This is a genomic window from Neomesorhizobium albiziae, assembly GCF_900114255.1.
GTDB classification, from domain to species: domain Bacteria; phylum Pseudomonadota; class Alphaproteobacteria; order Rhizobiales; family Rhizobiaceae; genus Neomesorhizobium; species Neomesorhizobium albiziae.
In genome coordinates, this window is the sequence record NZ_FOSL01000012.1 from 22,831 (window position 1) to 41,857 (window position 19,027).

The 19,027-nt window shown below is 63.1% G+C and carries 18 protein-coding genes; 7 read left to right on the top strand and 11 right to left on the bottom strand.

All coding sequences use genetic code 11. From position 1 onward, the window contains the following. Positions 1-179: 179 nt before the first annotated feature. Positions 180-4,016 carry a vitamin B12-dependent ribonucleotide reductase gene (locus F3H98_RS18475; RefSeq protein ID WP_149761736.1) on the bottom strand — a complete coding sequence of 1,279 codons (3,837 nt, stop codon included), beginning with the start codon at positions 4,014-4,016 and terminating at the stop codon, positions 180-182. A gap of 630 nt (positions 4,017-4,646) precedes the next feature. Here F3H98_RS18475 and F3H98_RS18480 point away from each other — a divergent pair. Then, the gene (locus tag F3H98_RS18480) at positions 4,647-4,859 is read left to right on the top strand and encodes a hypothetical protein (protein ID WP_149761738.1); all 213 of its coding nucleotides are present in this window, start codon (positions 4,647-4,649) and stop codon (positions 4,857-4,859) included. A 114-nt stretch (positions 4,860-4,973) separates the two neighbouring features. Continuing rightward, a complete protein-coding gene (locus tag F3H98_RS18485; protein WP_244621785.1) occupies positions 4,974-6,860 on the top strand; it encodes a CHASE3 domain-containing protein in 1,887 nt (628 codons plus the stop codon). A gap of 62 nt (positions 6,861-6,922) precedes the next feature. On the opposite strand, the gene F3H98_RS18490 is transcribed toward F3H98_RS18485, so the two are convergent. The 7 genes from F3H98_RS18490 to F3H98_RS18520 form a co-directional block, all read right to left on the bottom strand. Continuing rightward, the gene (locus F3H98_RS18490) at positions 6,923-7,645 is read right to left on the bottom strand and encodes a helix-turn-helix transcriptional regulator (protein WP_149761740.1); all 723 of its coding nucleotides are present in this window, start codon (positions 7,643-7,645) and stop codon (positions 6,923-6,925) included. Between the two features lie 70 nt (positions 7,646-7,715). Further along, positions 7,716-9,269, bottom strand: coding sequence for an inorganic phosphate transporter (locus F3H98_RS18495; protein ID WP_149761742.1), 1,554 nt, complete (start codon positions 9,267-9,269; stop codon positions 7,716-7,718). 91 nt (positions 9,270-9,360) lie between these two features. Next, positions 9,361-9,846: an NUDIX hydrolase gene (locus F3H98_RS18500; RefSeq protein WP_149761744.1), complete on the bottom strand. Its 486-nt coding sequence runs from the start codon at positions 9,844-9,846 to the stop codon at positions 9,361-9,363. A gap of 291 nt (positions 9,847-10,137) precedes the next feature. Next, positions 10,138-10,476 (bottom strand): hypothetical protein, encoded by a 339-nt coding sequence (locus F3H98_RS18505; protein WP_149761746.1) that lies wholly within the window; start codon positions 10,474-10,476, stop codon positions 10,138-10,140. Between the two features lie 99 nt (positions 10,477-10,575). Next, positions 10,576-11,073, bottom strand: coding sequence for a xanthine phosphoribosyltransferase (gene gpt, locus F3H98_RS18510; RefSeq protein WP_149761748.1), 498 nt, complete (start codon positions 11,071-11,073; stop codon positions 10,576-10,578). Between the two features lie 227 nt (positions 11,074-11,300). Then, positions 11,301-12,140, bottom strand: coding sequence for a universal stress protein (locus tag F3H98_RS18515; RefSeq protein ID WP_149761750.1), 840 nt, complete (start codon positions 12,138-12,140; stop codon positions 11,301-11,303). A 95-nt stretch (positions 12,141-12,235) separates the two neighbouring features. Next, entirely contained in the window at positions 12,236-12,976 is a 741-nt protein-coding gene (locus tag F3H98_RS18520) for a competence/damage-inducible protein A (protein WP_149761752.1), read from the bottom strand. Positions 12,977-13,153: 177 nt separating this feature from the next. On the opposite strand from F3H98_RS18520, the gene wrbA reads away from it, so the two are divergent. Beyond that, the gene (gene wrbA, locus F3H98_RS18525; protein ID WP_149761754.1) at positions 13,154-13,753 is read left to right on the top strand and encodes an NAD(P)H:quinone oxidoreductase type IV; all 600 of its coding nucleotides are present in this window, start codon (positions 13,154-13,156) and stop codon (positions 13,751-13,753) included. Between the two features lie 58 nt (positions 13,754-13,811). Here wrbA and F3H98_RS18530 read toward each other — a convergent pair whose 3' ends face one another. Further along, complete coding sequence (locus F3H98_RS18530; protein WP_149761756.1) at positions 13,812-14,708, bottom strand: LysR family transcriptional regulator; 897 nt, start codon at positions 14,706-14,708, stop codon at positions 13,812-13,814. A gap of 96 nt (positions 14,709-14,804) precedes the next feature. Between F3H98_RS18530 and F3H98_RS18535 the strand changes: the two genes are divergently transcribed. From F3H98_RS18535 to F3H98_RS18550, 4 genes are all read left to right on the top strand, one after another. Then, complete coding sequence (locus F3H98_RS18535; protein WP_149761758.1) at positions 14,805-15,428, top strand: glutathione S-transferase; 624 nt, start codon at positions 14,805-14,807, stop codon at positions 15,426-15,428. A 7-nt stretch (positions 15,429-15,435) separates the two neighbouring features. Beyond that, positions 15,436-16,362: a pyridoxamine 5'-phosphate oxidase family protein gene (locus tag F3H98_RS18540; protein WP_149761760.1), complete on the top strand. Its 927-nt coding sequence runs from the start codon at positions 15,436-15,438 to the stop codon at positions 16,360-16,362. A 101-nt stretch (positions 16,363-16,463) separates the two neighbouring features. Beyond that, entirely contained in the window at positions 16,464-17,438 is a 975-nt protein-coding gene (locus F3H98_RS18545; RefSeq protein ID WP_149761762.1) for an alpha/beta fold hydrolase, read from the top strand. 58 nt (positions 17,439-17,496) lie between these two features. Beyond that, positions 17,497-17,718, top strand: coding sequence for a hypothetical protein (locus F3H98_RS18550; RefSeq protein ID WP_149761764.1), 222 nt, complete (start codon positions 17,497-17,499; stop codon positions 17,716-17,718). A gap of 67 nt (positions 17,719-17,785) precedes the next feature. On the opposite strand, the gene F3H98_RS18555 is transcribed toward F3H98_RS18550, so the two are convergent. Beyond that, on the bottom strand, positions 17,786-18,022 hold the full coding sequence (locus tag F3H98_RS18555; protein ID WP_149761766.1) for a hypothetical protein: 237 nt from the start codon (positions 18,020-18,022) through the stop codon (positions 17,786-17,788). A 46-nt stretch (positions 18,023-18,068) separates the two neighbouring features. After that, on the bottom strand, positions 18,069-18,989 hold the full coding sequence (locus tag F3H98_RS18560; protein ID WP_188130461.1) for a LysR family transcriptional regulator: 921 nt from the start codon (positions 18,987-18,989) through the stop codon (positions 18,069-18,071). Between the last annotated feature and the right edge of the window lie 38 nt (positions 18,990-19,027).

Here is a 19,027-nt window from a genome sequence, read left to right on the forward strand (position 1 = left end):
CGGTTCCAGGGCAGGACATTATGTCCATCCACCCAGAGACAGGCCTTAGGTCCCACTGGAGCCAGAATGCTTCTCACAGAGACAAAATCAGGTCGCATCCTCAATTACTTAAACATCTAGCGACAGCAAGTCGGCATACCAGTAATGGGTTCTTCTCCATTTTTTACCGCTCGGCATACTCAGCTGCACCCGGATGTACTTCCGCAGGTGTCGCACTTCTCGCAGGTGCCGTTGCGCACCATGGTGAAGTTCTGGCACTCCGAGCACATGTTGCCGGTGTAGCCCTGCATCACCGCCTTGGCGCGGCGTTCGGCGGCAAGCGCCTTGGCTTCGGCCTTGGCGGCCGCCGCGTCGGCCTGCGCCTTGTCGGAGAACAGCGCGGTCGTGGCCGAGCCTTCCGTCTCGTCCTCGAAGAGGTCCGGATGGTTTTCCTCGGCGATCTCCTCGGCCAGTTCCTTCGCCCGTTCCTCATAGTCGCGCTTGAAGGCGGTGGCGCCTTCGCTGAGCTCGGTCACCACCGGCTTCAGCGCCGTCACGGTGGCTCCCGACGAGATGGCGCGCACGTTGGAGCCCGAAAACGCGGTGGGAGCGGCGCGCTGCGGGGCGGGGGTGACCGTTGCGGCCGAGCCTTTCGGCTCGCTGCTGCCGGCGACCAGCATCGGCTTGTGGCCGCGCGTCCAGCCGGTCGACACGAGGTTGGTCTTGCCTTCCTGGATGCCCTTGCCGAGCGCGGTGTTGCCGAAGTCGGACGTGTCGACATGGGCGAGGTCGTGGCGGCCGAGATAGGAGACGGCAAGCTCGCGGAACACGTAGTCGAGGATCGACGTGGCGTTCTTGATCGCGTCGTTGCCCTGCACCATGCCGGCCGGCTCGAACTTGGTGAAGGTGAAGGCCTCGACATATTCGTCGAGCGGCACGCCATATTGCAGGCCGAGCGAGATGGCGATGGCGAAGTTGTTCATCATGGCGCGGAAGGCGGCGCCTTCCTTGTGCATGTCGATGAAGATCTCGCCCAGCCTTCCATCGCCGAATTCACCGGTTCTGAGATAGACCTTGTGGCCGCCGACGATCGCCTTCTGGGTGTAGCCCTGCCGGCGGTTCGGCAGCTTCTCGCGGTCGCGGTAGAGCCGTTCGACCACGCGCTCGACGATCTTTTCGGTGACCAGCGCGGCCTTGGCGGCGGCAGGTGCGGCGGCGATCTCGTCGATGATGTCGTCTTCCTCGTCGTCACCGGCCAGCAGCGAGGCATTGAGCGGCTGCGAGAGCTTCGAGCCGTCGCGGTAGAGCGCGTTGGCCTTCAGCGCCAGCTTCCAGGACAGCATGTAGGCTTCCTTGCAATCCTGAACGCTAGCCTCGTTGGGCATGTTGATGGTCTTGGAAATGGCGCCCGAGATGAAGGGCTGCGCGGCGGCCATCATGCGGATATGCGATTCCGCCGAGAGATAGCGCTTGCCGATCTTGCCGCAGGGGGTGGCGCAGTCGAAGACGGCCAGGTGTTCGTCCTTGAGGAACGGTGCGCCTTCGAGCGTCATGGCGCCGCAGACATGGATGTTGGCGGCTTCGATCTCCTTGCGGGTGAAACCCAGCGCCGGCAGGATCTCGAACGAAAAATCGCCGAGCTGCTCGTCGGTGAAGCCAAAGGTCTCCTTCACCCAGTCCGCACCCAGCGTCCACTGGTTGAAGACGAACTTGATGTCGAAGGCGCTCTTCAGCGCGGCGTTGACGGCGGCGATCTTCTCGTCGGTGAAGCCTTTTGCCCTGAGCGAACCGGGATTGACGCCCGGCGCCTGGTTGAGATTGCCGTGGCCAACCGCATAGGCCTCGATCTCGGCGATCTGGCTCTCGGAGTAGCCCAGCGTGCGCAGCGCTTCGGGCACGGCGCGGTTGATGATCTTGAAATAGCCGCCGCCGGCGAGCTTCTTGAACTTCACCAGGGCGAAGTCGGGCTCGATGCCGGTGGTGTCGCAATCCATGACCAGCCCGATGGTGCCGGTCGGCGCGATAACGGTCGCCTGCGCATTGCGATAGCCATGCTCTTCGCCGAGCTCGATGGCGCGGTCCCAGGCAGCCTTGGCGTGTTCGCCAAGCTCGACCTGCTTCAGGTCGGAGGCGTTGAGCGGCACCGGGTTGACGGCAAGCTTCTCGTAGCCGTCGCGGTCGCCATAGGCGGCGCGGCGGTGGTTGCGCATGACGCGCAGCATGTTGGTGGCGTTGCGGTCGTAGTCGGGGAAGGCGCCGAGTTCGCCGGCCATCTCGGCCGAAGTCGCATAGGCGACGCCGGTCATGATGGAGGTCAGCGCCGCGCAGATGGCGCGGCCTTCCGCCGAGTCATAAGGAATGCCCGACGTCATCAGCAGGCCGCCGATATTGGCGTAGCCGAGGCCGAGCGTGCGGTATTCGTAGGAGAGCTTGGCGATCTCCTTGGAGGGGAACTGCGCCATCATCACCGAGATTTCGAGCACGACCGTCCACAGGCGGACGGTGTGTTCGTAGCGGGAAATGTCGATGGTCCCGTCGGCGTTGCGATAGGGCAGAAGGTTGATCGAAGCGAGGTTGCAGGCCGTGTCGTCGAGGAACATGTATTCCGAGCACGGGTTCGACGCGCGGATCGGGCCGGCGGCCGGCGAGGTGTGCCAGTCGTTCATGGTGGTGTTGAAGTGCAGGCCGGGATCGGCCGAAGCCCAGGCGGCGTAGCCGATCTTTTCCCACAGGTCGCGCGCCTTCAGGGTCTTCAGCACCTTGCCGTCCTTGCGGGCGGTCAGGTGCCAGTCGCTGTCCTGCTCGACGGCGCGCAGGAAGTCGTCCTTCAGCGAGACCGAATTGTTGGAGTTCTGGCCGGAAACGGTGAGGTAGGCCTCCGAATCCCAGTCGGTGTCGTAGGTCTTGAACTCGATGTCCTTGTAGCCCTGCTTGGCGAACTGGATGATGCGGTAGATGTAGTTCTCCGGCACCGAATTCTTCTTGGCGGCCTTGATCTCGCGCTTCAGCGCGGGATTGACGGCAGGATCGAAGCAGTCGTCGTCATGGCCTTCACAGTTGACGCAGGCCTTCAGGATGGCGGTCAGGTGCTGGCGCACGATCTTGGAGCCGGTGACGAGAGCCGCGACCTTCTGCTCTTCCCTGACCTTCCAGTCGATGTAGGCCTCGATGTCGGGGTGATCGGCGTCGACCACCACCATTTTGGCGGCGCGGCGCGTGGTGCCGCCCGACTTGATGGCGCCGGCGGCGCGGTCGCCGATCTTGAGGAAGCTCATCAGCCCCGACGACTTGCCGCCGCCGGAAAGTTTTTCGCCTTCGCCGCGCAGCATCGAGAAGTTGGAGCCGGTGCCCGAGCCGTATTTGAACAGGCGCGCCTCGCGCACCCACAGGTCCATGATGCCACCCTCGTTGACGAGGTCGTCCTGCACGCCCTGGATGAAGCAGGCATGCGGCTGCGGATGCTCATAGGCCGACTTCGACTTGGTCAGCTTGCCGGTGAACGGATCGACATAGAAGTGGCCCTGTCCGGGACCGTCGATGCCGTAGGCCCAGTGCAGGCCGGTGTTGAACCATTGCGGCGAATTCGGCGCGACGCGCTGGGTGGCGAGCATGTAGGCGAGTTCGTCGCGGAAGGCGCGGGCGTCTTCTTCCGACTTGAAGTAGCCGCCCTTCCAGCCCCAGTAGGTCCAGGTGCCGGCAAGGCGGTCGAAAACCTGGCGGGCGTCGATCTCCGAACCGTAGCGTTCATTTTCGGGAAGCTTGGCGAGTTCGGCCTCGTCAGCGACGGAGCGCCACAGGAAGGAGGGGACGTTATTCTCCTCGACCTTCTTCAGGCGGGCCGGCACGCCGGCCTTGCGGAAATATTTCTGGGCCAGGACGTCCGTCGCGACCTGGGAGAACTGCGCCGGCACGTCGATGCCGTCGAGGCGGAACACGACAGAGCCGTCCGGGTTCTTGATCTCGGAGAGCGCCTTGCGGAATTCGATCTCCGCATAGGCCGATTGACCGTCCTTGGTGAAACGCCGTTCGATCCGCATTTTTCTGGTCCTCAGTCCCTATATATAGCACCTTCTGGGGGAAACCGCAGTCTCCGCGAAAGGCACAAATGTCCACCGCATTCCGGCCGTCCCCCAAGACTGCCGGTTCTCCATTCGCAGGTTCCCGCAGGCGGCCCGGCCACCCCCGGATTCCGGGGCTTCTGCCGGCTTTGCGCGGGACCCCGCGGTCCCTTGTCTGACGCCTGATTGTGTTTCCCCTCGTCGAGGAAGTTCACACTATCTGGTGTCGTATGCTGCCCGCAAACACTAAATATAGTGTTAACAACATATTTATTCCAGTGCCCGATCCCCGTTTTCGACAACCAATCGGCACGCAAAAACCCACCGCTTCCGCCTGCCTCGCAGCAGGGGCGGAAAGCTGAAAACTTCACACATAATCCGGAAAAAGACCGGCCCGAGAACACTCCGGCCACGCCCGCAACAGGAGCGCATGATCAATAAAAGGCGACTCGTACCGGCGCGTCAAGGATTCGTTTTTGTAGGAATTGTGACCCCAATATCTTGTGTGTCACTAATGTGGATAACGGGGAGAAGAAGGCCCGGAAAAGCGTGCTTTGTCGGGGTGCGGTGAAGGTGAGGAAATATTCTGATGGCGTATGATTTGCCGCCGTGCTTGCCCCAGGTCGGCGAATCACCCGCGCGTCAGACGCGTGGGCGAGCGGTCGGTGGCTGGCAGGTTTCGGGGAGGCAGGGCTGGCGGATTTCCACGTCGGCAAGCTCGCCGCGCTGGGATTGACCAACGGGCATTTCTGGCGTCCGCGGCTGGACTACAAGCGCGATGATGCGACCTTTGTCGTGGTGATCTGTCAGCTCTGGCGGTAACGCGGCTTGGCGTCATTCCCTCAAAATAGCGCTTGCGTCGAGAACTTCGCCTGCCTTACCAACTGGCGGATAGGGCGGATCGGGCCTTAGAGGCAATGGCGGGATGATCATCGAATGATTGCAAGGCTGCGCAGGGCCATGCGCTTGCAGCTGTTGCCGCTGCTGCTGGGTTTTGTCGTTCTCACGGCGCTCGTCGGCACCCGCTCGTGGATGATCGAAAGCCAGCGTGAAGCCAACGAGGCGGCGCGGCGGAGTTTTGAGATCGAGCGCCGCATGCTGGCAATGCTGTCGACGGTGCAGGATGCCGAAACCGGTCAGCGTGGTTTCCTTTTGACCGGTGAAGAAGCCTATCTGGAGCCCTACAGTTCCGCGGTCAAATCGCTATCCGGCGAAGTGAAAGCGCTAAGGCAGTTGCTCGCTGGCAATTCCGCGAACCTGACGCAGATCGATCAGCTGCAGGCTGCGATAAGCGACAAGTTTGGCGAACTCGGGGAAGTCATCAAACTTTACCGCGATGGCAATCTGGACGGCGCCCTGGCGGTCATCCGCACGGATCGTGGCAAGGCAGCGATGGACCGCATCCGCGAGATCATCACCGAAGTTCGGCGCGCGGAAAATGCCACCATGCAGCAGAACCTGAGCGCTGCACATGCCTTGGACGCAAAGCTCCGCTGGGCTTCGATCGGGGCGCTTGCCGGCGTGCTGCTGCTGGGTATCTATGGCGTCGTTGATGCCCGGCGGCGCATGCACGTCGTCGAGGAGGCGCATGACAATCTGACCGCGACGAACAAGGCGCTCGAGAGTGAGATCGCGACGCGGCAGAAAGCGGAAGATCAGGTCCGCCAGATGCAGAAGCTGGAGGCGATCGGCCAGTTGACCGGCGGCATCGCTCACGATTTCAACAATATGCTCGCCGTCATCATAAGCGCGATGAACCTGATCCAGCGTAAGCTTGCGCGTGGCGAGACCGACATTGACAAGCTGGTTGATGGCGCGACGGACGCTGCCGGCCGCGCTGCCAGCCTGACCCAGCGCCTTCTGGCGTTTGCGCGCCAGCAGCCGCTTGCGCCGCAATTGCTCGATGCCAATCGCATGGTGGCCGGCATGTCAGACATGCTGCGGCGGACGATCGGCGAAACCGTTCGCATCGAGACGGTGCTCGCCGGCGGGTTGTGGCGCTGCCATGCCGACACCAGCCAGCTTGAGAATTCGATCATCAATCTTGCCGTCAACGCGCGCGACGCCATGTCGGAAGGAGGCAGGCTGACCATAGAGACGGCCAACTGCCATCTCGACGACAGTTATGCCGCCGCGCACGCCGAGGTGCCGGCCGGCCAATATGTGCTGATCGCCGTCACCGACACCGGCGCCGGCATGTCGAAGGATGTGATTGCCAAGGCGTTCGAGCCGTTCTTCACCACCAAGCCGGTCAGCAAGGGCACCGGACTTGGGCTGAGCCAGGTCTTCGGTTTCGTCAAGCAATCCAACGGCCATGTCAAAATCTATTCAGAGCCGGGCGAGGGGACGACGGTAAAAGTCTACCTGCCGCGCTACTTCGGCGACGAGCAGACGGACGCTACGGCCACGGCGCGGCCATCGGCGGCAGCGCCCACCGAGCTGGTGCTGGTGGTCGAAGATGACGAGCGGGTCCGTGTCGGCAGCGTCGAATCGCTGCGCGAACTGGGCTACCGGGTGGTGCATGCCGCCGGCGGCGAACAGGCGCTGGCGCTGCTCGACAAACATGCAGACATTTCGCTGCTGTTCACAGATATCGTCATGCCCGGCATGAGCGGCCGCAAGCTAGCCGACGAGGCAACGGCGCGGAAACCACATCTCAAGGTTCTTTATACGACCGGTTTTACCCGCAATGCCGTGGTTCACAACGGCACGCTCGATCCCGGCGTGAACTTCCTGGCCAAGCCGTTCACCATCGATCAGCTCGCAACGAAAGTGCGCGAGGTGTTGGATAAGGAAGAGGCCATAGTGGAAGCGGCGAAATAGCTTTTCACGGCTGATCGAGGGCCGGTTTGGCTTCTCCGCCAAAGCTTGACGTCGATCGTTAGCTAGCTGTCCGCTTTTTCGTAGCGGGCGCGGCGTGCCTGCCGGTCCGCCTGCCAGGCCTCTTCCCACATCTTCATCAGCACGACACGGCGCTTGCCGAAGCGCTCGTCGCCCTGGCGGGCCGACCGCACCCGGTCGATGCGGAAATTGCGCAGCGCCTGCCGCATCGTGCACCAGGCGGCGAGGATGTGCTTGTCCTCGTAATAGGCGAGCGCGATCGGCCAGATCGGCCGTTCTGTCTCCGCGCCGTTCTCGTCGGCGTAGGAGATGTGAAGCGTCTTTTCCACCCGCATCGCCTCGCGCACGACGCCGAGCAGCGGCTCCTTGGCGGGTATGGCCGCGGCCTGGACCGGCCATAAGCCGGTGGCGCCGATCTTGTCGCGCAAATCCTCGGGCGTCGCCGTGGCGATCTTGCCGAGCGCGCGCGCCGCCGCCTTGGCCAGGCTTTCGTCGGGGCGGCCTTCAACCCAGCGGGCGCCGAGCACCAGAGCTTCCAGTTCTTCCGGCGAAAACATTAGCGGCGGCAGGAAAAATCCGGGCCGCAGGATATAGCCGACGCCGGCTTCGCCATCGATCGGCGCGCCGAGGCCGATCAGCGTCTGCACGTCTCGGTAGAGCGTGCGCACCGAAACGGAGAATTCCTCGGCCAGCCTTTCGGCCGTGATCGGCTGGCGATGGCGGCGCAGCGAATCCATGATGGCGAAAAGGCGCTGTGTCTTGTCCATGATAATCGCTTCGATGCCGCTCGGTCCTGGCGCGATCAGAACATGCCGGGAGGACCGGCGGCAAGTTGTACTAGGACACGATGCCGAGCAGGTAGAAAAACAATGCGGCCAGCCCCGCCGAGGCTGGCACCGTGGTCACCCAGGCGGCGACGATCGTCCTGACATGCGCGCGGCGCACCAATCGGCGGCGGATGATCTCCTGCTGCGAGCCTTTCTTGCCGCCGGCGCGCGGGTCCGCGGGGACAGGAGACGCAACGACCGGTTCCGGCAGCGCGGCCTCGTTGCGGAGCAGTTCGCTCTTGCGATGCAGGTAGGCGCGGCGCCGGATCGAGCTGATGGCTGACCACTCGCGGTAAAAGCCGACACCGAAGACGGAGCCCACCGCGATGTGGGTGGTGCTGACCGGCAAGCCGAGCCATGACGCGACGATAACCGTGAATGCCGTCGACAGCGCAATGCAGAAGGCGCGCAGCGGATTGAGCTTGGTGATCTCGGCGCCGACGATCCGGATGAGGCGCGGCCCGAACAGAAGCAGGCCGACGGAAATGCCGAGGGCGCCGATCAGCATCACCCAGAACGGCACCGTCGCTTCTGTGGAAACCGCGCCGGCGTTGGCCGAGATGATCGCTGCCAGCGGTCCCACAGCATTGGCGACATCGTTGGCACCGTGCGCGAAGGACAAAAGCCCGGCCGAAATGACGAGCGGGATGACGAACAAGCGCCTGAGCGACTGGTTGCGGTTTTCCAGCCCCTTGGATTGCCTGGCAACGATGCGATGGAAAACGACCCAGGCGGAGACGAAAAAGCCGGCGCCGATGGTGGCGACAGTCGGTGTTTCCAGCACGATCACCTTGCCGATGCCGAGCGTTGCCAGATAGGCCGCGAAGGCGCCTGCCATGGAGGCGATCAGCAGCGGCACCCAGCGGCGCGCCGCGGCGATCTTGTCGTCCTTGTAGATGATCGCCGTTTCGACGAAGGCCAGCAAAAGGGCTGCGATGGCGCCGCCGAGCACCGGCGAAAAGACCCAACTGGCGGTGATCGCGCCCATGGACGACCAGTTGATTGCTGAAAGCCCGGCCGCAGCCGCGCCGGCGCCGACGACGCCGCCAACGATGGCGTGGGTGGTGGACACCGGCGCGTGCAGCCAGGTCGACAGGTGGATCCACGATGCCGAGGCAACGAGGGCGGCCACCATCACCCTGACCAGAATATCCGGATCGGAAACGGTTTCCGGAAAGATGATGCCGCTGGCTATGGTCTCGACGACCCGCCCGCCTGCAAGCAGGGCGCCAGCGGTTTCGGCGACCGCCGCCATAATGAGTGCGCCGCCCAGGGTAATGGCACGGGCGCCGACCGCCGGCCCCACATTGTTGGCGACGTCGTTGGCGCCGATGTTGAGCGCCATGTAGCCGGCGATCGCGGCGGCGGCGATGACCATCGCGCCGCGTGGTTCGCCGAAAACGTAGAATGAGGCAACGATGGCCGCCGAGGCCAGGAAGAGCAGCGCCAAGCCCGGCGCGAAGAGGCCGCGTCCCAGGAAACGGGCGGCTTCCTCGACATTGGTGAATTTGTCGAGGTCCTTGTCGAGGATGCGTTTGGGGATCTTGCGGTTGGCCACGCTCATGTTCGAATCCGCAATCCCCGCGACAGATTACGGAGGCGATGCTGCAGTTTCATGTCGTTTACGGGAAATGCAAGCGGCAGGCCGGTGCAGATCAGGCGTAGGCGCGGGGATTTTTGGCGAAGCGCGCGATCAGCTCGCCCAGATCCGCTTCCTTGACCCGGCTGACCGCATCGGCCGGCGCAAACCACTTGCGGTCGCGCTGCTTCTTTTCCGGCCAGGCGGTTGCCACCTCGTCGACTTCGAGCGGAAAGACCAGCACTTCGCAGCGCCGCTCCATGCCGCTCGAAAGCACCTTGCTGTAAAAATAACTGCCGATCTCGAAACGCGCGATGGCGCCGCCGATGCCTGCTTCTTCGGCGGCCTCGCGGGCTGCCGTGTCAAACAACTGCTCGCTGCCCTCGGGCCAGCCCTTGGGCAGCACCCAGCGGCCGGTGTCGCGGCTGGTGATCAGCATCACTTCCACGCCGGTCGGCGTCTTGCGCCAAGGCAAGGCAGCCACCTGCAGCCGGCAAGGCTTGCCTCCGAAGAGGCGCCTGACCCGCTCAGTTATGCGGTTGCGCGTGGTGTGGCTGACCATGCCGGACAAGGGTTTCCCTTACGTTGATTCGTTTGCCGCCTCAGGATTATCAGCGTTAATTATGTGTTTTAAAAGTAAAAACAACATGTAAATCCACCAAAAAATGTTGGCTATGCGACGGTAGCCTTTCAATGTCAAACAACATCAAAGCTGATGTCGTACAGAAATCCGCTCGAGTATCAGGCGGGGGTTAAGTTGGGCACAAGTATGCCGGCGCTCCGGAGGCTGCAAGATCGCTGCAAATTTAAACCGGAGCCCCGGTCCGCGTCTTCCCAACGCTTGCGCTAGGTATCAATCCTTGCAGGCATCGTCTTCAGCCTTTGCGGCTGCTGTCTGATCGCCTTTTTGCTGCGCCTCGATGTCTTGCTGCGATGTTGCAAGGTTCTTGTTGCCGCCACCTTCCTCTGTCGCCAGCGGCATGGTCTTGCCGTCCTTCTTCACAGGCTCGTTCTGCATGGCGGACGCATCATTTTCGAGCGGTGCGTGGGTGCCGTCCTTGGCGATGCCGGTACTCGACTTGTCGTTGATCGACGCGGTCGTATCCGGATCCGGGCAGGCTGCGCCCGCCGATCCGGCAAACAGTGCCGCCACGGCGGCGACGGCGATAAATGTCGGGCGAATGTGTCTCATCTCCGATCCTCCAAAGTTGCTGGTGGACTATGCCAACAGCCGAAGACCGGAAATGTTCCCGGATTTCCAGGGCGATCGGAACCGACGAATTGCGGCTGTTCAGCCGCGGTGATGTTCGGCGATCGGCTTCTGGTAGGTGAAACCCATGTCCCATGGAAAATAGATCCATGTATCCTGGCTGACCTCGGTGACGAACGTATCGACCAGCGGGCGGCCCTTTGGCTTGGCGTAGACGGTGGCAAAATGCGCCTGCGGCATCATCGCGCGAACGATCGCAGCGGTTTTGCCGGTGTCGGTCAGGTCGTCGATGATCAGAATGCTGCTGCCTTCATTTTCGAGGAGCGACGGCGAAACCTCCTTCAGCACGTCGAGCTGACCTTGCTCGACATATTCGTGGTAGGACGCCACGCAGACCGTCTCGATGAGGCGGATGCCGAGTTCGCGCGAAATGATAGCCGCCGGCACCAGGCCGCCGCGGGTGATGCAGACGATGGCCTTCCAGTTGCCGTTGACACCGGCGAGCCGCCAGGCAAGCGCCCGCGCGTCGCGGTGAAACTGGTCCCAGGAGACGGGGAAGGCTTTTTCAGGAAGAGACATGGAAGGCGCACTCCAGAGCGCGCACGCGGGCGCGGACAAGGTCAGGGAATGCGGGCGGAATTAACCGGAAAGCCAGTGACTTGGCAAGTGCCGCTGCAGCCTGAAGCGCGGCGGCATGCCTTCAGAGCGGAATGCACTCATGTTGGACCGGCATTCCGCTCTATCTGTTTGTTTAGCCGCATTTATGCGGACGCCAAGTGATTCCATTTGGCTGAAAAATGCCCCATTCAGCGCGACATAAAGGTCGGCACCGGCATCGACTGCAGAAGCGTGCGGGTGACGCCGCCGAACAAGAACTCCCGCAGCCAGGAATGGCTGTAAGCGCCCATCACGATCATGTCCGGTTTGGCTTCGGCGGCGTGGTTCTCGATGACCGTACCGATCGACAGTCCTGCTGACTTCTCGTTGACAACCGTGACGTGAACGCCATGGCGGCCAAGACTGGCGGCGATATCGGCCGCGGCCACCGCGGCGTCCTGCTCCGCATCATCCTCGGCGTCGACGACAAGAATTTCGATCTCGTCGGCGTCCATGATGAAGGGCAGCGCATCGAACACGGCGCGCGCTGCTTCGCGCGAGCCGTTCCAGGCGATCAGAACCTTTCGGAACGTGCCGGTGACGGAGGCGGCGTAGGGAACAAAAAGAACCGGACGCCCGGCCTCGAACAGCAAGCCTTCGAGATTGGCACTTGAGATGGAATCGCCGTCCGGATTGGACTGGACGGCCACGATCAGGTCGGCGCAGCGTGCCGACGCAAGCGAGGAGAGGGCGCTGTCGCCGGAAAAACTCTCAAGACTGCGCCATTCGCCGGAAATACCCTCGGCGAGGCAGCGCGCCGAGTAACGCTGGCCAAGCTCGGCGGCCCGTTTTTCGTTCCGTTCGCTGCTGATGTGGATGAATTCCGCGTCGGGAAAACCCATCGGCGTGGTGTAGGCAACCGGCATAGGCTCCGCGTGGACGCCGATCACATGGCTTTTGAAGTGGTTGGCCAGCGGCAATACGCAATCGAGCAGGCGGTCTTCGTCTTTCTCGCCCTGGACCACGGCAACGATCGTTTTGAACGTCATGACAGCCTCCATCAGAGCGGCGCATTTCCGGGGCGCCTGCGAAGGAAACTATATCATAACCGGCCTGGTTCCGTGATGAGGTTCATCAGCGCATCTCAACTGCGCGGCGCAAGCCGCAGGACCATCGCCTCGACTTCAGCGCGGGCGGCGTCGAGCGCTTCCTTCGTGCGGGCGCGCACCACGAGTTCGGTCCAGAAGGTGCCGTCGAGATATTTCGGATAGGAGCCGATGATGGTGTCGGGATGCGCCTTCTGAATGTCGGCCAGCGGCCCGCCGATCATCCCTTCGCCAAGCGGGCAGTGAACGGTCGCGGAAAGCAGCTTGGCGCCGGTCTTCAGCGTCGGCACCACATTGTCGAGCATCGCCTGGAAGATAGACGGCACGCCGGCCATCACGTGCACATTACCGATACGGAAGCCCGGAGCCAGCGAAACCGGGTTGTCGATGTGGTCGGCGCCGCGTGGCATGCGCGCCATGCGCTTGCGCGCATCGGTGAACTCCATCCCGCGGCTGGCGTAGCTCGCTTCCATCATCGCATAGGCCTTCGCATCGTATTCGCACGGCACACCGAACGCCCTGGAGATGGAATCGGCGGTGATGTCGTCGTGGGTCGGGCCGATGCCGCCGGTGGTGAAAACGTAGGCGTAGCGGGCGCGCACCGCATTCACCGCGGCGACTATCTCGTCCTCTTCGTCCGGCACGATCCGCACTTCCTTCAAATCGATGCCGATCGCCGTCATCACGTCGGCGAGATGGCCGATGTTCTTGTCCTTGGTGCGGCCAGACAGGATTTCGTCGCCAATGACAAGCATGGCGGCGGTGACGATTTCGGCCATTTTGAACTCTCCGGAAAAGTGACCGCTTGCTCTAACGCGGGCACGTCAAGCGGACAATAGGTTCGGTTTGGTGAACGATGCGTCGATCATCTGCTGACTTTCGTTGAACAAGAGAATGCCTAAATTGCAGGTTGAAAAGAGACGGCAATGCAACGACAACAGGCTTTGGAGACTGACATGGCGAAGGTACTGGTGCTTTATTACTCAAGCTGGGGCCACATGGAGCAGATGGCGAAGGCAGCCGCAGAAGGCGCGCGCGAAGCCGGTGCGACTGTGACCATCAAGCGGGTGCCGGAACTGGTGCCGGAAGCGGTCGCCAAAGCGGCTTACTACAAGCTTGACCAGGAAGCGGCGATCGCCGACCCGCTGGAGCTTGCCGATTACGATGCAATCATCTTCGGCGCCTCTACCCGCTTCGGCGCCATGGCCGCGCAATTGAAAAACTTCCTCGACCAGACGGGCCCGCTGTGGTTGAAGGGCGCGCTTGTCAACAAGGTGGCGTCAGTGATGTCGTCGACGGCGACGCAGCACGGCGGCGCCGAAGTGGCGATCATTTCCACCCAGGCGTCGCTGCAGCACCACGGCATGATCATCGTGCCGCTGTCCTATGCCTACCAGGAGCAGATGGGCAACGACGTGGTGCGCGGCGGCTCGCCCTATGGCATCACCACGACGACCAATGGCGACGGCTCCCGCCAGCCCTCGGAACAGGAACTGGACGGCGCGAAATTCCAGGGCAAGCGCGTCGCCGAGATCGCCAAGAAGCTGCACGGCTGACCATATCTGGGTGGGAGTTCGACGGGCCGTCCATTGGCCGCCCGTTTCATTTGAGGGATCAGCCAGCCGCCGGACGGATGACCGGGAGACCGCGCAATTCCGCGGCCGCATGATCGAGAAACGCACGGACTTTCGGCTGCATGTGAGGACCGCTGCGCGCCACCAGTTGCACCGGCAGCGGCGGCGGGACGAACCCTTCGAGCAGGCTCACCAGCGTGCCGGCGGCGACGTCGTCGGCCACCTGATAGGACAAAACCCGCGCGATGCCGCGCCCGGCGCGCGTCGCCAGCAATTGCGATTCGACATCGTTGACGAGGAGCCGGGGCGAAATGCGGACGGCAACGCGTCCGCCGAACCGCCATTCGCTGGGGCCGGGCCGCAGCGAATTGAAGATCGTGTCGTGGCGGGCAAGGTCCGCCGGGCGCTGCGGCACGCCGCGGCTTTCGAGATAGGCAGGGCTGGCAACCACCAACCGCCGTACCTCACCAACCCGGCGCACCAGCAACGTGGAATCCGACAGCGGGCCGATACGCACCGCAACGTCCAGCCCTTCCTCTAGCAGGTCGAGATTGCGGTCGTGGAGGATCAGCTCGACCCGCATTTCGGGAAAGGCGTCGAGGAAGCTGCTGACGACGGGCGCTACGTGGCGGCGGCCGAACTGCACGGGCGCAGTCACCCTGAGCAGGCCACGCAGCGGCGCTTCGGAAACGCCGGAAAGCATATGGTCGTAGTCGGCGAGCAACGCGCGGGCCTTTTGCCCCATCGCATGGCCGGCTTCCGTCGGCGACAGGCGACGTGTGGTGCGTTCGACCAGGCGCGCGCCGGCGCGGTTTTCGAGATCGCTCAGCGCGCGCGTCACTTGCGGCGGCGAGCGGCGCAGCTTGCGGGCCGCCGCCGCCATGCTGCCGCTGTCGATGATCGCCACGAAGACCGCGAGCTCGTCCAGCCTGTCCAAGATTATTCCAGTTTCCGAAATTCTGCTTTTCGAATTTAGCAGATTGGCTCTGAAATCAGCAAGGATAGACTGGGCGAAAAATCGAAGGAGGCTGTCATGGCTCAGACGGAAATCGTGCTGCATGGAACCGCGCTGTCGGGCCACGCGCATCGGGTGGAACTTCTCCTGCGCATGCTGGGACTTCCCTATCGGCTTGTCGATGCGCCCGCCGCCGTCAGGCAAAGCGAGGAATTCCGCAAGCTCAACCCGATCGGCCAGATTCCGGTGATCGAGGATGGCGAGCTTGTGCTTGCCGACAGCAATGCGATTCTCGTTTATCTGGCCAAGCGTTATGCGCCGGCCAGTTCGTGGCTCCCTGAGGACGCCGTGACGGCGGCATATGTGCAACGCTGGTTGTCGATCGCTGCCGGCGAAATCCGATATGGTCCCGGCAATGCGCGCCTCATCGCCCAGTTCAACATTCCAGGAGATGCAGCCACATGCGCGGCGATCGCTGGCCGCGTTCTGAAATTCATGGACGGGCATCTTGCCGGCCGAACCTGGCTGGCCGCCGATCATCCGACGATTGCCGATCTGGCCTGCTACTCCTATGTCGCCCATGCGCCGGAAGGCGGCGTCGAACTGGAGCCGTATCCGGCCTTGCGCGCCTGGCTGGCGCGGGTAGAGGCGTTGCCGCATTTCAAGCCGATGCCGGCGTCGCCGATCCCGCAGGTCGCGTGAGGCCGACATGGACCGGGAAATACCCTTCCATGCGGACGAACTGGCTGCACAGCGACTGGCTGGCGGCGGTTCGGGTGGCGGTGGTATCCGCGATTTCATGCCGGACCAGCACCGCAGCTTCTTTGAATTGCTGCCCTATCTGTTTGCCGGCACGTCGGACGTCGGGGGATGGCCGATGGCGACCATGCTGACCGGCCCCGCCGGCTTCGTGCATTCGCCGGATCCTGTGAGGTTGCGGATCGATGCGTTGCCGGACAGCAACGACCCAGCGACCGGGACATTTGATCAGGGCGCCGACATCGGGCTCCTCGGCATCGATTTTTCGACGCGTCGGCGCAACCGCGCCAATGGCACGATCACCGGCATGGACGCCGGTGGCCTGACCGTCTCCGTCCGCCAGAGCTTCGGCAACTGCCCGCAATATATCCAGGGCCGCGTCGCTCATGCCGGCAAGGCGGCGCCCGCCGAAGCCGAGCCGCTCGCCGGCCTTGACGACGAGGCGAGGGCAATGATCGCGCGCGCCGACACATTCTTCGTGGCGTCGCGCTCGCGCCCGCAAAACGGCGAGGCTGGCGGCCCCGACATTTCGCATCGCGGCGGCCGGCCTGGTTTCGTATCCGTCGATGGCGATACGCTGACCGTCCCGGACTTTCGCGGCAACCGCTATTTCAACACGCTGGGCAACCTACTCGGCGAACCGCGCGCCGGCCTTTTGTTCGTCGATTTTGAGCACGGCGATCTCCTGCAATTGCAAGGGGTTACAGAGATCGATTGGAGCGGCACTGCAGGTCGGCTGATCGACGGCGCCGAGCGTTCATGGCGCTTTCATGCGGTGCGAGGCTGGCGCCGCCGCGCGGCATCGTCGTTGCGCTGGTCGTTCGTCGATTATTCGCCGTTCACCCAGCGCACAGGAATCTGGCGCAAGGCGGGCTGAACGCAACGCCGATGCCGCAACCACGCCGGGTTTGATATCCGCTTCTCTTGCCGCTTGGGGAAAGCCCATTAAAGTGCGGGCACAAAGGGCGGCGAAGCGGCATGGCATTTCTTTCTCTTTTTCTCTGGGTTCTGGCTGCGCTTTTCGTCCTTGCGGCGCTCGCCGCCGGCTATTTCGCCTATGCGACGCGCCGCATTGCAGCCCAGTCGGAAAAGCTGGTGCCGGCCGCCGGAAAATTCATCGATATCGACGGTAACCGTATCCACTATGTCGACCAGGGCGAGGGCCCCGCGATCCTCTTCGTCCATGGCCTTGGCGCGCAACTGCTGCAATTCCGGCATCCGCTGTTCGACAAGTTCGACGGCTACCGGCTGATCGCCATGGACCGGCCGGGCGCCGGCTATTCCGTGCGCGCTAGGGGAGCCAGCGCACGATTGACGGAGCAGGCGCGCGTGATTAGCCGCTTCATCGACGCGCTTGGCCTGGAAAAGCCGCTGCTGGTCGGCCATTCGCTGGGCGGCCTGGTGGCGCTAACCACAGCCCTTGAACACCCCCGCGCCATTTCCGGCATCGCGCTTTTGGCGCCGCTGACCCGCTACCAGGATACCGTGCCGCCGGAATTCAAGGCGCTCTACATCCGCTCGCCGCTGAAACGCTGGCTGATGGCCAACACGCTGGCGATCCCCACTTCGCTGAAATACGCACCGCAAACGCTTGCCTTCATCTTCGGGCCGCAACCGCCGGACGATGACTACCTGATCAAGGGCGGCGGTTGGGTAGGCTTGCGACCGAGCCACTTCTACGGCGCCGTCAGCGATTTCACCGCGATCGAACAGGACATGCCGGCGCTGGAAAAGCGCTACGGCGAGATAAGCATGCCGGCGGGCATCCTGTTCGGCACTGAGGACCGCGTGCTGGGCTACGAGCGCCACGGGCTTGGCATGGAGGGTGCAATCCCCGGGCTCGAAATCGAAATCCTCCACGGCGTTGGCCACATGCCGCACTACGCAGCGGCGGAAAAGGTGGCGGCCTTCATCAAGAGAATCGCCGATCGCGCCTTCGCATCGCGCCGCTAGGCATCTGACACCGGAACGGAATGCCGGCCCGCCGGTTTCTCCATGGAAGGAGAAAGCCATGGCTGGTGTGAACAAGGACAAGATCGCTATCGACAGCGTTCATCTCGGCGAGACCGGAGCCCGCAAATATCCGGCGCGGCCTGGGGTCGGCAATGTGCAGGACGGGATAAGCCGCGGTGGAACGGAAACCGGAGACCCCAAGGACCATCCGCCGAAGGATGGTTACGGGCTCACGGAACCGGTTCCCGGCGGCAAGGAAAGACCGCGGAAACAACGGTAGAAGTCGACCGAGCCGAAATAAAACCAATGGAAGACGCTGCCAAGATCTGTGTTGAACGGCAACGCACTCAGTCGCTGGCCGGCGTATCCTGTTGTTCGGCCATTTCCTGCGGCGGCGACTGTCTTTTCAGATGTTCTGCGGCAAGAATCATCACGGCATAGGTCGCCTGGTGAAGTTCCCAGCCGGCCCGCTCGGCCATTTCCAGCAACTTTGTCAGTGAAGGTTCGAGAGCCAATTGGCAATCGCGTTGGTAATTAAGTTCCGTGACGTCGCGAGTGGGTGGGTTGATCTTCGCCTTTGCCATCTTTTCCTGCTCAGGGTCGCCCCACGGCCCTGGTAATGATGGACATTCACTCCACTGGGCGGCTGCCGTCAATAGCCCCTTCGATTAGCCGGCGCTGGCTTTGCAGCTCGTTGCCGACAAATTCCATGAAGGCGCGGATACGCGCCGTCCGCCGCAGGTCCTCGTGGGTGAGGATCCAGAGCCCGGTGCGGACCGCTTCCAGCGGCGGGGTCAGCCGCCGCAGCGCCGGTGAACCGTCGCCGAGATAACAAGGCAGAATGGCAAGCCCGATACCGGCTTCGGCGAGCCGGCACGCACTGACCAGCGAATCGGCCTGGATGGCGATCTCTATCTCTGGCAATGCCGTGGGCATCCAGCGGCCTACCGCGGTCATGGAGAGGCTGTCGTCCGGCGCGATCCAGGGGTAGCCGCCCAGCGCCTCTGCCGTCGCCTGTGGTTCGATCCCGAGCATCGCCGCGCCGTAGACCGCAAAACCGATCGAGCAGAGGCGGCGGCCGAACAGGCCGGGCGGCGGATCGTCTGCCGGGCGGATTGCGATATCGGCCTCGCGCTTTGTCAGGTTGAGGAAAAGGTTGGAGACGACGAGGTCGACCCCGATGCCGGGATGCGCCGATTTGAGCGCCGCCAGGATGCCGGGCAGCAGCGATGCGGCAAGCGTGTCGGCGGTGGTGACGCGCACCGTCCCTGAAATCTTGAGATCGCTGCCGGCCAGTCGCCGCTCCAATCCCGTCACCGCAACGCCGATCCCGCGGGCCGTCTCGATGAGTTCCTCTCCGCCGGCGGTCAGTTCGTAGCCGCCGGGCAACCGTTCAAAGAGCCGCATGCCGAGCCGCTCCTCGAAGGCGGCGATGCGCCGCATCGCCGTGGTGTGGCTGACGCCAAGCTTCTTCGCACCGGCGGCCAGCGAGCCGCCTTCGGCCACTGCAAGCGCGTAACGAAGATCGTCCCAGTCGAGTGTCGTGCGCACAGTTCGGTTGCCTCCATCATGTGCGAATCTGCACATCG

Coding starts and splice junctions, on each gene's coding strand:
- wrbA (WP_149761754.1), top strand. CDS start 13,154: ATGGCGAAGGTACTGGTGCTTTATTACTCAAGCTGGGGCCACATGGAG.
- gpt (WP_149761748.1), bottom strand. CDS start 11,073: ATGTCTCTTCCTGAAAAAGCCTTCCCCGTCTCCTGGGACCAGTTTCAC.
- F3H98_RS18545 (WP_149761762.1), top strand. CDS start 16,464: ATGGCATTTCTTTCTCTTTTTCTCTGGGTTCTGGCTGCGCTTTTCGTC.
- F3H98_RS18540 (WP_149761760.1), top strand. CDS start 15,436: ATGGACCGGGAAATACCCTTCCATGCGGACGAACTGGCTGCACAGCGA.
- F3H98_RS18505 (WP_149761746.1), bottom strand. CDS start 10,476: ATGAGACACATTCGCCCGACATTTATCGCCGTCGCCGCCGTGGCGGCA.
- F3H98_RS18495 (WP_149761742.1), bottom strand. CDS start 9,269: ATGAGCGTGGCCAACCGCAAGATCCCCAAACGCATCCTCGACAAGGAC.
- F3H98_RS18485 (WP_244621785.1), top strand. CDS start 4,974: ATGATTGCAAGGCTGCGCAGGGCCATGCGCTTGCAGCTGTTGCCGCTG.
- F3H98_RS18490 (WP_149761740.1), bottom strand. CDS start 7,645: ATGGACAAGACACAGCGCCTTTTCGCCATCATGGATTCGCTGCGCCGC.
- F3H98_RS18535 (WP_149761758.1), top strand. CDS start 14,805: ATGGCTCAGACGGAAATCGTGCTGCATGGAACCGCGCTGTCGGGCCAC.
- F3H98_RS18550 (WP_149761764.1), top strand. CDS start 17,497: ATGGCTGGTGTGAACAAGGACAAGATCGCTATCGACAGCGTTCATCTC.
- F3H98_RS18555 (WP_149761766.1), bottom strand. CDS start 18,022: ATGGCAAAGGCGAAGATCAACCCACCCACTCGCGACGTCACGGAACTT.
- F3H98_RS18500 (WP_149761744.1), bottom strand. CDS start 9,846: ATGGTCAGCCACACCACGCGCAACCGCATAACTGAGCGGGTCAGGCGC.
- F3H98_RS18475 (WP_149761736.1), bottom strand. CDS start 4,016: ATGCGGATCGAACGGCGTTTCACCAAGGACGGTCAATCGGCCTATGCG.
- F3H98_RS18515 (WP_149761750.1), bottom strand. CDS start 12,140: ATGACGTTCAAAACGATCGTTGCCGTGGTCCAGGGCGAGAAAGACGAA.
- F3H98_RS18520 (WP_149761752.1), bottom strand. CDS start 12,976: ATGGCCGAAATCGTCACCGCCGCCATGCTTGTCATTGGCGACGAAATC.